We start from the raw sequence: 13,975 nt of genomic DNA, 5'->3' as shown, positions 1-13,975 counted from the left end.
ATCGTGACGCGCTATCAGCATAAAAAAGGGGCTATTCGTGACAACGCGCTTGAAGCGCTGCTACATGACCCATTGTTTAAGACAAGAATTGAGGTAAATAAGAAAGGAAAGGGAAGCTATCGACGTAAAGACAAACATGCCAGCCGGGAGGCCAGCGGTAAAGTCAGCTTTACCACTGGCCTTTTTTTCAGAAGGGCGCTAAGCGCGAGTGCGTGATTTAAGGCTCTCCACCATTACAGCAATGATAATGATGACGCCTTTTACAACCTGCTGATTGTAGCCGGAAATATTCATCAGGTTCATCAGGTTAGAGATCATACTCAGAATAAAAACGCCAATCAGGGTATTTATCACGTTTCCGCGGCCACCGGCCAGGCTGGCGCCGCCAACCACGACCGCAGCAATAACGTCCAGTTCAAAACCGATGGAGAGCACCGGCGAGCCCACGCCGGTACGCGTGGCTGAAATTATTCCCGCCAGCCCACAGGCGAATGCGCTGATGGCATAAACGGCCAGCTTGTAAGTATTCACGCGGATCCCGGCAAAGCGCGTGGCCATTTCATTTGAGCCGATCGAGATCACCAGGCGGCCGAATACCGAGTTTTTATAAACCAGCTGAAATAAAATCGCGAAACCCAGTAAGACATAAACAGGTAATGGGATGCCAAGAAAATAGCCAGTGCCGAAATTAACAAAGGCATCGTTATCGATAAACACGGGCTGCCCATCGGCAATGATTAGCGCCAGTCCGCGTGCAATGGTCATCATCGCTAAGGTAGCGATAAAAGGCGCAATATTAAACCAGGTCACTAATATCCCTGAAAAGGCGCCCATCAGCGTCACCATACCCAGGCCCGCTACCAGCGCTGGCCACAAACCAATATCAGGGATCATCAGGCCAACCACGACCGAGACGAATGCCATAATTGAGCCGATGGAAAGGTCGATTCCTCCCGTAAGAATGACGAACAGCATGCCGAGTGCCGCCAGCCCTAATGGCACGCTTTGACGCAGTACGTTGGTGATGTTGTCTTCACTGTAAAAACGATCGGACAGAAAGGCCGCGATAATCAGCATACAAATAAACACCACGATGGTGGAGTTATCCAGAAGTAAGCGGCCGATATTTTTTCGGGAGGAAACGCCAGGGCTGTCCGTTTCTTTCGTGATCGATTGCATCTTTTAAACCCTTAGTTTTATGCTGCGTTACGTTTGGGAATGGCGTAACGCATGATGTTTTGTTCAGATATTTCGTCGCCCGACAGCTCTTTAGTCATCTGGCCTTCACTCATCACATAAACGCGATGGCTCAGGTTGATGACTTCAATCATTTCTGACGAAATAACCAGGATGGAATAGCCGCGCTCTGCTAGCTGATGAATGATGTTGTAGATTTCCATTTTGGCACCGACATCCACGCCGCGCGTCGGTTCATCAAGGATCAGGATGTTACAGTTGGTGTTCAGCCACTTGGCGATGACCACTTTCTGCTGATTACCGCCGCTGAGGCTGGCGATAGTATCTTCAACCGAGCCGAGTTTGATGTTCAGCTTCTGACGCAGCGACTGGCTGACCTGCTGTTCGTGGCGTCGATGAATAAAGCCCATCAGACGACTGATTACCTTCAGGTTTGACAGCGTCATGTTTTCACGAATTGGACGAGCCAGAATCGCTCCCTGCTCTTTACGACTTTCCGGCACCAGTCCAATGCCGTGGGCCATCGCCTGTGAAGGATTGTCGATAACAATCTTTTTTCCGTTTTTAAATACGGAACCGGCAGACATTTTGTCGATACCAAACAGACAGCGGGCGATTTCAGTACGGCCTGAACCAATTAATCCGGCCAGTCCGACAATTTCACCTTTACGCAGCGTCAGATTGATATTTTTCAGCAACGTTCGCGTTGAAAGATCCTTTACTTCCAACACCACCTCTTCACCGGGAATGCTTTTTTCGGGGTAAAGGCTTTCCAGTTTGCGACCCACCATGCTGGTAATAATATCCTCTTCGCTACAGTGAAGAGGATCGAGCGTGGCGACGGTTTCGCCATCTTTGATCACCGTGATCTCATCGGCTATTGCCATCAGTTCTTCAAGACGGTGAGAAATGTATATGATGGTGACGCCACGCGCTTTAAGCTTGCGTAACTGACTGAAAAGAATAGCAACTTCTTTATTCGAGAGCACAGCGGAAGGCTCATCAAGGATCAGGATATTGACGTCTTTCGCCAGAGATTTGGCAATTTCAACCATCTGCTGATAGGCAATGCTCAGATCCCCGGTGCGCCTGCGCGGGTCGATGGGGAAGCCCAGCTCATCCAGAATGGTCGCAGCACGCTCGTTCAGCTTTCTCCAGTGCACGACGCCGCTGCCCCTGCCTAAATCATCCAGAAAAATATTTTCCGCGACGGTTAAATCAGGGGCCAATGCCAGTTCCTGATAAATAATACCAATCCGGCTCTCTTTACTGTGGGCAGGTGAGGTAAAGTTTTTCTCTTCCCCATGGATGAATATTTTTCCGCTATCTTTGGTATAGATCCCGGACAGGATTTTCATCAGAGTGGATTTGCCCGCGCCATTTTCACCGATGATGGCGTGAATAGTGCCAGGAAATACCTGTAGATTAATTGACTTCAGCGCATGCACACCACCGAAGCTTTTTTTTACCTGCTGAACGTCAATTGCAAACTGATTCACATTTCGCCCTCATTGATATCCCCCTCCGCAGAGGGGGCACAAGCATCAGAATATCGCGTCGGCGTTGTAATATTTATCAACGTTGTCTTTAGTGATAACAATGGTCGGTATATAGCTATACGGAGGGAAATCTTTTTTACCGCCCTGATACTGCTGAATAATGTTCAGCGTATCGCGCGTCAGCAGGTCAGGGTTATTTGAGGCTGTGGCCTGAAGTTCACCTTTTTTAACGGCTTCCAGACCTTTTTTATAACCGTCGTGCGCATATACCTTCACCTGATCCAGCTTATTCGCCGCCTTCAGCGCACGAATAGCGCCCAGCGCCATATCGTCCATTTCGCTGTAAACGCAGTTCATTTTATCTCCCTGCGCGACGATCAAATCTTCCATTGCCTTCAGGCCGCCTGCCTGATCCCAGTTACCCCAGCCCTGGCTGAGCACTTTCAGCTGCTCATGACCATACTTTTTCTGTTGTGCATCGCGCACGCCTTTCAGGAAGTTATCGCTACGCGCCTGACCGACCAGGTTGCCGGTATTACCGCTGATCAACACGCAGTTCATTGGCTTATCGCCAAACTGACTGACCGCAAATGCACCCAGTTGTTTATTGTTCTCCGCGTTATTTGCCTGCACGCGGGTAACCACCTTCGCTTTAAGAGAGATATCGCTATCGATAATCACCACCGGCACTTTTGCGCGCTCGGCCATTTTGACGATGCGTTGTCCGGCTTCCGGATCCTGCGGATTCAGTACCAGATAATTAATACCCTGCGATAACATATCTTCCACGTCGGCGATTTGCTTATTGAGGTCGCCGCGTGCGTCGGTAGTAATAAGCGCATAGCCTTTTTCTTTTGCATGGATTTTCATATATTCCGTCAATCCATTAAAAAATGCGCCGTTGAGCGTACGGTTAGCGAAACCAACTTTGATCTGGTCGGCTGCGCTGGCAGATATTGATGTAGCGGCGCTGGCTAACAGGATGCTCACTAACAGCTTTTTCATTTTGAATCCTCTCTATGGTGTAGGGGCAACTGACTGTTTGTCTTTATAATTCAGAGGTGTTTGTTTTAGCGTTCTAACTCTTTTATGGTTTCGCGCAGTAACTGAATAAATTCAGGCTTGCCTGCCAGTGAGGAGAAAAGGGGTTTATCGCTGGCGAACGCCTTAACCGGATCCTCACTGGTATACCAGGCATGCACTGCCTGCTCGTTCAAAATGCCATCTTCATATTTGTAAGGCAGCGAGCCTTCGTGCCAGCGGCGCATAAAGAGAAAAAACAGCGCAGGCAGTTTGGCGCAGGCGCGGGGAACGGCACCCTGCTCGTAGCGAGTAATAAGCGTTGGTGTGATGAAACCAGGAATTTTGGAAAGGCCATCGGCCGCGACGCGCTGGTTAGTATCTTTAATATGTGGATTACTGAAGCGCTCAAGCACGACGTCACGATACTCCGCCAAATCCAGCGGGGAAGGCGTCAGGCAGGGGATAACATCTTCCGTCACGTAGTCCCAGGCCAGCTGGCGAATGGCTTCGACGTTCGTGCTTTCATCAATATAAGCGAGCTCGTCAAGCGTGCCGGCCCAGGCGATTGCGCTGTGGCTGGCGTTGAGAATACGCGTTTTGGCTTCTTCATAAGCATCAACGTTATCAACAAGCTCGACGTCCACTTTTTCCAGCGCGGGACGTTCTGCGGCAAACTTGTCCTCAACTACCCACTGAATAAAGGACTCGGCCATCACCGGTGCGGCATCATCGATGCCCAGCGCGGTTTTCACACGTGGCGCAATATCAGCCGAAGGACGCGGCGTAATGCGGTCGACCATGGTATTTGGCGTAGTGACCGCGCCAGGGAGCCACTTCAGCAGCGCGTCCTGCTGCCGCAGCGTGAGAAACTGCACCAGCCCGTCATGAAATCGTTGCCCGTTGTGCCTGACGTTGTCGCAGCAGAGCAGCGTTACCGGGCCAACATTGTCTTCCATCCGGCGTTGCAGGATATGGGCAATGGCACCGTAAATAGTACATACGCCGCCTTCAAGATCGTGCGCGATATCCTTATTAGCCTTCTCCAGCGTGAGATGCGAATCAAGATAGTAACCGCCTTCGGTCACAGTAAACGAGATCGCTTTCGTCTCAGGCGCGCTGCCTGCGGCAATCAGGGCCGTAAGCCTGTCATCCCAGGGTACAATTTTTTTGATCGAGGTGATCTTTTCATATTCGCGCTCGCCCGCCGGGGAAACGGTTTCCAATACGTATTCGCCATTCTGTTTCTCAAGCGCGTTCAGAAGCGCATTGGCATCATCGCGAATATTGCCAAGGGCGATGTGCCATCGGGTATCGCCGTTTTCACTCTGTTGCAGAAGGCGATGAAGATACCAGGCCTGATGAGCACGATGAAACGAGCCGGAGCCAATGTGTAACCATTGATAGATCTGCGCAGCCATACTGTTCTCCTGAGTAAACTTTCGCCCACTAAAAGGGCTTTTGTCTGCGCAAAGACTAGTTGAATAATTGCCCTTGAAAAGAGCTTTAGCTCACAAATGTAATTAATTTGTGCAAAAAATGTTAGGTAATTTTATTCGGTCAGGTAACGTTACCCAAAAAGCTGGGGCGATCGCGAAGAGAAAAAGATGACAAAAAGCAGGGGCAGAACCGATTTGTCAGCACGCGCGGCGTGGATGTATTACATCGGCGGGCAGACACAGTATGAGATAGCAGACAATCTTGGGATATCGCGTCAGGTTGTACAACGCCTTATCGCCACCGCCTCGGCTGACAACCTGGTGTCATTTCAAATAGTGCATCATATTTCTGATTGCGCTACGTTGGCTTCCGCGCTGGCAAAAAAGTATGACCTGCAACTCTGTAAGGTTGTGCCTTCCGCAACGCTTGATAATAACGCCTGTCAGCAAATGATCGCTTCTGCCGCCGCTGAGGTCATGTATCGTATGTTGATGACATCGCAGGATTTTACCGTTGCATTAGGATCAGGGCGAACGCTGCGGAGCGCTATCGAAAAGATGCCTGAACTGATCCGCCCGCAGCACAGTTGCGTTTCACTGATCGGCGCAATGACGGCCGATGGCACCACCACACGTTATGACGTCCCTCTGTTGATGGCGGGAAAAACGCAGGGGAAGTACTTTATTCTGCCGGCACCAATGTTTGCCGACACGCCGCAGGATCGTGAACTGTGGTGTCAGCATCGCATTTATAAACTTGTAACGGATAAGGCCAGAACCGCAGATGCGACGTTTTTGGGCATTGGCGAGGTTTCGTTAAGCTGTCCGCTCTGCCTGGAAGGTTTTGTGAGCACAGACGAAATGCAACAGCAGTTGGGAGAGCAGGCCACGGCTGAAATTATTGGCCATATTATTAACAGGGAAGGTATACGATTAAGTAATCCGCTTCAGCAGCGTCTGACCAGCGCGCCTGTTGCACCCGATCCCGTTCGTCCAACCATTGCGTTTGCCGGAGGACGCACTAAGCATCGCGCAATAAGAGCGGCATTACGGGGACGATGGATTAATGGGTTGGTGACCGATGAAGAAACCGCTCGTTATCTGCTGGAGCTGAATTTATCAGAAGGCGCTGAGCTGCCGTTGCAGGAAAAAGCGCGTTTTGGCAACAAAAAAAGCCTCTCTCCCGACGGATGAGAGGCTTTTTTTCTGTCAGACTCTGGTGTTCTGCTGCTTCAACAAATCGCGGATTTCAGTCAGCAATATTTCTTCAGCGCCTGGCTTAGGTGCCGGTTTTTCCACTTCTTTTTTCTTGTGAAGCTTGTTAATCACCTTAATGGCGAGAAATATAGCGAAAGCAACGATAATGAAATCAAAAACGTTCTGCAGAAAAATACCATATTCCATCACTACGGCCGGGATGTCACCCTGGGCTGGCTTTAGCACCCAACTAAACTGTTTAAAATCAACACCACCTATTAATAACCCCAGCGGTGGCATAATAATATTTGCCACCAGAGAAGAAACGATTTTACCGAATGCGGCACCGATAATCACACCGACCGCCAGGTCGATAACGTTGCCACGCATTGCAAAATCACGAAACTCTTTGAATATACTCATTCTTATCTCCTTTCCTTTGCCAGTTGTTAAGTTTAACAAACCATCCCGCTTTTTCCATGCGGAAGGGGATAAAGTGCATCAGACGGCCCGGCATCGCCGCCCGATTATCACAGGAAGAACGGACTGGGCTGGAAAAGACGCTCAACGTCAGGAACAAATTTCTTGTCGGTAAGAAACATAATCACGTGGTCGCCCTGCTCAATGCGCAGGTTGTCGTTAGCGATCATCACATCATCACCGCGCACCACCGCGCCAATGATCGTTCCGGGCGGCAGTTTGATATCATCAATCGTGCGCCCAACCACGCGGGAGGTGGTTTCATCGCCATGCGCGATGGCTTCAATGGCTTCAGCCACGCCGCGACGCAGTGAAGATACGCCAACGATATCAGCCTTACGGACATGGCCTAACAGCGCCGAAATGGTGGCTTGCTGAGGCGAAATCGCAATATCAATAACGCTACCCTGAACAAGATCGACATAAGCCTTACGCTGAATCAGTACCATCACCTTTTTGGCGCCCAGTTTCTTGGCCAGCATCGCCGACATGATATTGGCTTCATCATCATTGGTAATAGCGATAAACAGATCGACCTGATCGATATGCTCTTCCGCCAGCAGCTCCTGATCCGAAGCGTCGCCATAAAAAACGATGGTATTTTGCAGCAGCTCCGCCAGCTCGGCAGCGCGCTGCTGATCGCGCTCGATTAACTTAACGCTGTACATTTTTTCGAGACGCTGGGCAAGGCCGGAACCAATGTTGCCGCCACCGACGATCATGATGCGCTTGTAGGGCTTTTCAAGCCGCTGGTACTCGCTCATCACCGCTCGAATATGCTGGCTGGCGGCGATAAAAAATACTTCATCGCCCGCTTCAACAATGGTTGATCCCTGTGGGCGAATGGGGCGATCCTCACGGAATATAGCCGCCACGCGGGTATCGATGTGCGGCATGTGTTCACGCATTACCGTCAGTGCATTTCCCACCAGCGGACCGCCGTAATAGGCTTTAACGACTGCCAGGCTGACTTTGCCTTCGGCAAAATTCACCACCTGCAACGCGCCCGGATATTCAATCAGGCGATAGATGTTATCAATTACCAGTTGCTCCGGGGAGATGAGGTGATCGATAGGCACCGCATCGGGCGTGAAAAGTTTGCTGGCATCGCGGATATATTCAGGTGCGCGAATACGAGCGATGCGATTAGGCGTATTGAAGAGAGAATAGGCGACCTGACAGGCGACCATATTGGTTTCATCGGAGTTGGTAACGGCGACCAGCATATCTGCATCTTCCGCACCGGCTTCGCGCAGCACGCGAGGGTAAGATCCGTGGCCCTGAACAACACGCAGGTCAAACTTATCCTGTAGGTGATGAAGGCGATCTGAATTGGTATCAACAACGGTAATGTCGTTGTTTTCACCCACCAGATTTTCGGCGAGCGTGCCGCCCACCTGACCCGCACCAAGAATGATGATTTTCATTATGCTTCAGCCTGATTGCGTGTTCAGAAGCAGCGCAGAAGCCTGCGCTACCGGTTATTTTTTTACTAACTTAGCGTAGTAGAAGCCGTCTCCGCCGGTCTGATCGGGGAAAACCTGCCGCCCGGGTTGATCGGCATGGTCGGTTTCATTCAGCTCAGCATCATTATGGCGCTTCAGAAAGGCCGCGATCTGCATATGATTTTCTTCCGGCAGTACCGAGCAGGTGGCATAGAGCAGCGTACCGCCGACCTTAAGATGTGGCCAGATGGCATCCAGAATTGTCATTTGCAACGTAGCCAGTTCAGGAATATCGCGATCGCGGCGCAGCCATTTTATATCGGGATGACGACGGATAACGCCGGTGGCTGAGCAGGGAGCGTCCAACAGAATGCGGTCAAACCGGGTTTCTCCGCACCACTGTTCAGGATATCTGCCATCGCCGGTCTTAACTTCAGCTGTCATCCTGAGTCGCTTCAGGTTTTCAACGATGCGTTCCAGACGGTGCGTGTCGATATCCACTGCCATGACGTTTGCCTGCGGCGCCGCTTCGAGGATATGCGTGGTTTTTCCGCCCGGTGCCGCGCACAGGTCGAGGATCGTTTCGCCATTCTGCGGCGCAAGCAGATCAACACACCCCTGGGCGGAGGCATCCTGTACGGTAACCCAGCCCTGCTCAAAACCGGGAAGCTGGCTGACCGGGCAGGGCGTATCAAGCCTTAAAGCATCGGTGTGTTCCGGATGAGGCTCCGCGTTCTTTCCCGTCTCCTGAAGGAGGGCAAGCCAGGCGTCGCGCGCGTGGTGCTGCCGGTTTACCCGTAGCCACATTGGCGGTCGCTGATTATTGGCCTCGACAATTTGTTGCCACTGCGCGGGCCAGGCGCGCTTCAATCGTTCAAGCAGCCAACCGGGATGTAAATACTTTTGATCGCCTTCATTCATCTCTGACATCAGCGTCTGTTGCTTGCGCTGGAACTGACGCAGTACCCCGTTAATCACTCCTTTGAATTGCTGACGCTTCAGCATGATGGCGCCCTCAACGGTTTCGGCCAGGGCAGCATGTGCAGGAATACGCGTAAACATCAGTTGATAGAGACCAACCATAATCAAAAAATGCACCGAACGCTGCTTGCCTGTTAAAGGCCGTTCCATTAATTGACCAATAACCCACTCTAACTGTGGCAGCGTACGTAGCACGCCGTAACACAGTTCCTGAAGGAGTGCGCCATCTTTATCCGCCAGCGATTTTTGTGCAGCGGGCAATACGTTGCTGAGCGACTGGCCCTGTTCAACCACTTTTTCGATGGATTGAGCAGCCACACTGCGCAAATTAGTATTTTTTTTCATAGGAACCGTAAGTCAAAATTATCCCGACGTTACGTCGGGACGAGCATCAGGCAAGGGAAGATCCCTCAATGAACCAGTCACGGCGGGAGTTGAGCAGATCCTGAGCCTTCATTGCCTTTTTACCGGCAGGCTGAAGCTCTTCGATATTCAAAACGCCCGCTGAGGTTGCTACGCGGATGCCGTTTTTATCAGCGCCAACGATGGTTCCTGGCAAGCGATCGGTATGGGGTAAGACTGTCGCTTTCCATACCTTGACCGGCTGTCCGTCAACGATAAAATAGCTAACCGGCCACGGATTAAAGGCGCGGATGCAGCGTTCAAGCTGCCGGGCTGAAAGCGACCAGTCCAGTCTCGCCTCTTCTTTACTGAGTTTTTCCGCATAGCTGACCAGCGTTTCATCCTGAACCTCCGGCTGAGCAGTACCGTCAGCCAGAATCTTCAGGGTATCCAGCATGCCTTGAGGGCCAAGGCCCGCCAGCTTCTCGTATAATGAAGCGCTGCTATCATTTGGTTCGATAGGGCAGGAGAGCTTATGAAGCATGGCGCCGGTATCCAGCCCCCGATCCATCTGCATAATGGTGACTCCGGTTTCGCTGTCGCCCGCCCAGAGGGCACGTTGAATAGGCGCCGCGCCGCGCCATTTCGGCAATAGCGAACCGTGTACGTTAATACAGCCAAGTCGCGGCATTGCCAGCACCGCCGCGGGTAAAATCAGTCCGTATGCCACCACAACCATCACATCCGCATTCAGGGCGGCGACGCTTTGCTGATTTTCCTCAGGGCGTAGCGACGTGGGCTGGAAAACAGGCAGGCCATGCTGCTCAGCAAGCTGTTTCACCGGGCTGGCGGTCAGTTTATTACCCCGGCCAGCAGGACGGTCAGGCTGTGTGAACACGCCTACCACGTTATGCAACGATGACAGCAGCGCGTCAAGATGGCGCGCGGCGAAGTCCGGTGTACCGGCAAAGATGATATTTAAGCAGTAAGACACGCTTTTCCCTTTTCTGACGATCCATTAAGCACGAGTGCTTTGGCGATAAAGCTTTTCCAGTTTCTGTCGAATACGCTGGCGCTTCATTGGTGAAAGATAATCAATAAAGAGCTTACCGATCAGATGATCCATTTCATGCTGAATACAGATGGCCAGCAGCCCGTCCGCCTCAAGCTCAAAGGTGTTTCCCTCGCGATCCAGCGCGCGGACTTTCACTTTTTCTGAGCGAGGCACTAGCGCCCGCTGTTCGGGTATGGAAAGACAACCCTCTTCAATACCCGCTTCACCGCTTTTTTCCAGCATTTCTGGATTAATTAACACCAGCCGCTCATCGCGATTTTCAGAAACATCGATCACGATAATACGTTGATGAATATCGACCTGGGTGGCGGCCAGCCCGATACCTTCTTCGGCGTACATCGTTTCGAACATATCATCCACGATACGCTGAATATCCGCATTCACTTTTTCAACCGGCTTCGCAACGATGCGAAGGCGATCGTCAGGAAAATGTAATACCTGCAAAACTGACATAAAGTTCCAGATCTGAGTTCAAGGGTTTAAATGATTATCTCTCATATTGTAGACATTTCGGGGGATGATTGACAGCATTGGCGCAGGGGTTTCGACGTACAGAAGCAGCATTTATCAGGGACGAAATTATGATACCTGCGGAAGTTTGGTTACGCCTTTCTGGCGTTAGCGGATTACAGAGTCAGCAGCGTCAGCAGATTGCACAATTTCTTTTGCAACAGTCTGAAGTGGGCAAAAGTGAGCTGGACGAAACGGAACTGAATGCAGAACAAAAACACGCTTTCTTCAGTTACGATCCGGCTGTTATTTCTCATACGATGACCTGGCTTGAACATCCGCAACATGCTTTTATTACCAGCGAAAACGCATGGTATCCTGAACGCTTACGAAATATCGCTCATTTCCCACCCGCTCTCTTCGTCAAAGGCGCCGTAGAGGTATTAAATACGCCGCAGATAGCCGTTGTGGGCAGTCGAAACTGTACGCATTATGGACGCCGCTGGGGCAGTTTTTTTTCGCAGGCGCTGGCCTTAAGTGGCATCACCATCACCAGCGGCCTTGCACTGGGTATTGATGGCGTTGCCCATCGTGCCGCTCTGGAGGTTCAGGGCAAAACGCTGGCGGTGCTGGGCAGCGGCTTAAACAATATTTACCCTCAGCGGCACAGTGGACTGGCAGATGAAATTATCGCCAGCGGCGGTGCCATCGTTTCTGAGTTTCCGCTGGCTGCACGCCCTCTGGCGCATCACTTTCCACGACGCAATCGAATCATTAGCGGACTAAGTCTGGGCGTGCTGGTGGTTGAAGCGACGCTGAAAAGCGGTTCGCTGGTGACGGCACGGCTGGCGCTGGAGCAAAACCGTGACGTTTACGCCGTGCCCGGCACACTCGGTAATCCCGCAAGCGAAGGCACGCACTGGCTTATTCAGCAAGGCGCCATGTTAACGGCGCATCCAAACAACATTCTTGAGCAGTTGCAAAGCGACCTGACATGGCTACCTGATTTACCCTCTTCATTAATATATTCATCAACCGAAGACAATACGCCATTGCCATTTGCTGATGTGTTGGCTAACGTAGGAGATGAGGTTACACCTGTTGACGTCGTCGCTGAACGTGCCGGCCAACCTGTGCCAGCCATCGTAGCGAAGCTGCTTGAGTTGGAGTTAGCAGGATGGATCGCAGTTGTACCCGGCGGCTATGTCCGATTGAGGAGGGCAAGCCATGTTCGACGTACTCATGTACTTATTTGAAACGTATATCCACAACGAGGCAGAAATGCGCGTTGATCAGGATAAATTGACTGATGATTTAACCGATGCCGGTTTTCATCGTGAAGATATTTATAATGCGTTGAACTGGTTGGAAAAGCTGGCAGATTATCAGGACGGTTTAGTCGCTCCGATCCTGCTGGCTACCGATCCGCTGTCTATGCGTATCTATACCGAGGAAGAAAGTCAGCGGTTAGATGCGAACTGCCGGGGATTCATTCTTTTCCTGGAGCAAATCCAGGTACTGAACCTTGAAACCCGTGAAATGGTTATTGAACGAATTATGGCGTTGGACACGCTGGAATTTGACCTCGACGATCTGAAGTGGGTCGTACTGATGGTATTGTTCAATATTCCCGGCTGCGAAAATGCCTATCAACAGATGGAAGAGCTTCTTTTCGACGTTAATGAAGGAAATGTGCACTGAAGATCCTCTTCGTGTCGATAAAGTTATGAGTAAAACAGCGCTTTTTGCTGTGCGAAAAAATGAGTCCTGCCCCGCGTGCGGGGCAGAGTTAGTTATTCGCTCCGGCAAACATGGAGCTTTCCTTGGTTGCTCACGCTATCCTGAGTGTGATTACATTCGCCCTCTGAAAAATCAAACCGACGGCCATATCGTTAAAGTTCTTGAAGGTCAGTTTTGCCCGGCTTGTCAGTCGGAACTGGTTCTTCGGCAGGGGCGGTACGGTATGTTTATCGCATGCAGCGCCTGGCCTGAATGTGAGCACACTGAGCTTATTGATAAACCTGATGAAACCACGCTTGCCTGTCCGCAGTGCCAGACCGGAAAACTGGTACAACGCCGTTCACGTTATGGAAAAACCTTTCATGCCTGCGATCGTTATCCAGAATGTCAGTTTGCGGTGAACGCACTACCTGTTGAAGGGGAATGTGAATTTTGCCATTTTCCGCTGTTAATTGAGAAAAAAACGGCGCGTGGGATCAGGCGGTATTGCGCCAGCAAGGCCTGTGGTAAACCAGTCACAGCAGGAAAAAGTAGTGAAGAATAGTGTCCATTCCGAATCATTTGTACTTTGCCTTGAACAACTCAGACAAGGCGGCGTGATTGCGTATCCAACCGAAGCGGTTTTTGGACTTGGCTGCGATCCGGACAGCGAATCGGCTGTTATGCATCTCTTGCGTTTGAAGAAACGTTCCATAGAGAAGGGGCTGATTCTTATCGCAGCTGATTATCAGCAACTTCAGCCCTATCTGGACGATGTCGGCCTGACTGAACAGCAAAAGTTGCGGATGTTTTCCTCCTGGCCTGGCCCGGTAACCTGGGTGGTGCCGGCCAGGCCCGAAACGCCAGACTGGCTCACCGGCTGTTTTGATTCGCTTGCCGTGCGGGTCAGCGATCATCCGCTGGTGCAGCAACTATGCAAGAGCTTTAACAAGCCACTGGTTTCTACCAGTGCTAATCTTTCAGGTCTTCTTCCCTGTCGCACCGCTGATGAAGTCCGCCGCCAGTTCGGGGGTGATTTTTCGGTGCTGACTGGAGAGACAAGCGGTCGTGAAAACCCATCTGAAATTCGTAATGTGTTAACCGGTCAACTGATCCGTCAGGGATAATTCC

The 13,975-nt window shown here is 51.1% G+C and carries 15 protein-coding genes; 6 read left to right on the top strand and 9 right to left on the bottom strand.

What is annotated here, in order from left to right; genetic code table 11:
- The first annotated feature begins 3 nt into the window (after positions 1-3).
- Positions 4-216: a ribosome alternative rescue factor ArfA gene (locus FA91_RS16585; protein ID WP_034917453.1), complete on the top strand. Its 213-nt coding sequence runs from the start codon at positions 4-6 to the stop codon at positions 214-216.
- On the opposite strand, the gene FA91_RS16580 is transcribed toward FA91_RS16585, so the two are convergent.
- From FA91_RS16580 to dalD, 4 genes are all read right to left on the bottom strand, one after another.
- A complete protein-coding gene (locus FA91_RS16580; RefSeq protein WP_231566815.1) occupies positions 199-1,077 on the bottom strand; it encodes an ABC transporter permease in 879 nt (292 codons plus the stop codon). The two genes, FA91_RS16585 and FA91_RS16580, sit on opposite strands and share 18 nt — an antisense overlap.
- Positions 1,078-1,196: 119 nt before the next feature.
- Entirely contained in the window at positions 1,197-2,696 is a 1,500-nt protein-coding gene (locus tag FA91_RS16575) for a sugar ABC transporter ATP-binding protein (protein WP_034917448.1), read from the bottom strand.
- A gap of 45 nt (positions 2,697-2,741) precedes the next feature.
- Positions 2,742-3,701, bottom strand: coding sequence for a substrate-binding domain-containing protein (locus tag FA91_RS16570; protein WP_034917445.1), 960 nt, complete (start codon positions 3,699-3,701; stop codon positions 2,742-2,744).
- A 65-nt stretch (positions 3,702-3,766) separates the two neighbouring features.
- Positions 3,767-5,137: a D-arabinitol 4-dehydrogenase gene (gene dalD / locus FA91_RS16565; RefSeq protein WP_034917443.1), complete on the bottom strand. Its 1,371-nt coding sequence runs from the start codon at positions 5,135-5,137 to the stop codon at positions 3,767-3,769.
- 186 nt (positions 5,138-5,323) lie between these two features.
- Between dalD and FA91_RS16560 the strand changes: the two genes are divergently transcribed.
- Positions 5,324-6,349: a sugar-binding transcriptional regulator gene (locus tag FA91_RS16560; protein WP_082212609.1), complete on the top strand. Its 1,026-nt coding sequence runs from the start codon at positions 5,324-5,326 to the stop codon at positions 6,347-6,349.
- 15 nt (positions 6,350-6,364) lie between these two features.
- Here FA91_RS16560 and mscL read toward each other — a convergent pair whose 3' ends face one another.
- From mscL to def, 5 genes are all read right to left on the bottom strand, one after another.
- Entirely contained in the window at positions 6,365-6,775 is a 411-nt protein-coding gene (mscL, locus tag FA91_RS16555; protein WP_034917441.1) for a large-conductance mechanosensitive channel protein MscL, read from the bottom strand.
- A gap of 107 nt (positions 6,776-6,882) precedes the next feature.
- Positions 6,883-8,259 (bottom strand): Trk system potassium transporter TrkA, encoded by a 1,377-nt coding sequence (gene trkA / locus FA91_RS16550; RefSeq protein ID WP_034917438.1) that lies wholly within the window; start codon positions 8,257-8,259, stop codon positions 6,883-6,885.
- Between the two features lie 54 nt (positions 8,260-8,313).
- Positions 8,314-9,603, bottom strand: coding sequence for a 16S rRNA (cytosine(967)-C(5))-methyltransferase RsmB (rsmB, locus tag FA91_RS16545; protein ID WP_034917436.1), 1,290 nt, complete (start codon positions 9,601-9,603; stop codon positions 8,314-8,316).
- Positions 9,604-9,649: 46 nt separating this feature from the next.
- Positions 9,650-10,594 (bottom strand): methionyl-tRNA formyltransferase, encoded by a 945-nt coding sequence (fmt, locus tag FA91_RS16540; RefSeq protein ID WP_034917433.1) that lies wholly within the window; start codon positions 10,592-10,594, stop codon positions 9,650-9,652.
- 24 nt (positions 10,595-10,618) lie between these two features.
- Positions 10,619-11,128, bottom strand: coding sequence for a peptide deformylase (gene def, locus FA91_RS16535; RefSeq protein ID WP_034917430.1), 510 nt, complete (start codon positions 11,126-11,128; stop codon positions 10,619-10,621).
- 128 nt (positions 11,129-11,256) lie between these two features.
- Between def and dprA the strand changes: the two genes are divergently transcribed.
- The 4 genes from dprA to tsaC are packed head-to-tail and all read left to right on the top strand — an operon-like array spanning position 11,257 to position 13,971.
- Positions 11,257-12,381, top strand: a complete 1,125-nt coding sequence (gene dprA, locus FA91_RS16530) for a DNA-protecting protein DprA (RefSeq protein ID WP_034917429.1) — start codon at positions 11,257-11,259, stop codon at positions 12,379-12,381.
- On the top strand, positions 12,353-12,826 hold the full coding sequence (gene smg, locus FA91_RS16525; protein WP_034917428.1) for a DUF494 family protein Smg: 474 nt from the start codon (positions 12,353-12,355) through the stop codon (positions 12,824-12,826). Before dprA ends, smg begins: the two co-directional genes overlap by 29 nt.
- Positions 12,807-13,409 (top strand): type I DNA topoisomerase, encoded by a 603-nt coding sequence (locus tag FA91_RS16520; protein WP_197060540.1) that lies wholly within the window; start codon positions 12,807-12,809, stop codon positions 13,407-13,409. Before smg ends, FA91_RS16520 begins: the two co-directional genes overlap by 20 nt.
- Positions 13,399-13,971 (top strand): L-threonylcarbamoyladenylate synthase type 1 TsaC, encoded by a 573-nt coding sequence (gene tsaC / locus FA91_RS16515; protein WP_034917427.1) that lies wholly within the window; start codon positions 13,399-13,401, stop codon positions 13,969-13,971. The genes FA91_RS16520 and tsaC overlap by 11 nt, the downstream gene beginning before the upstream one ends.
- Positions 13,972-13,975 lie beyond the last annotated feature (4 nt).

Origin of the sequence: Erwinia sp. 9145, from assembly GCF_000745075.1 — a bacterium.
Classification (GTDB): domain Bacteria; phylum Pseudomonadota; class Gammaproteobacteria; order Enterobacterales; family Enterobacteriaceae; genus Erwinia; species Erwinia oleae.
Note: the sequence above shows the minus strand (reverse complement) of the source record. Positions and strands in the feature narration are given on the sequence as shown.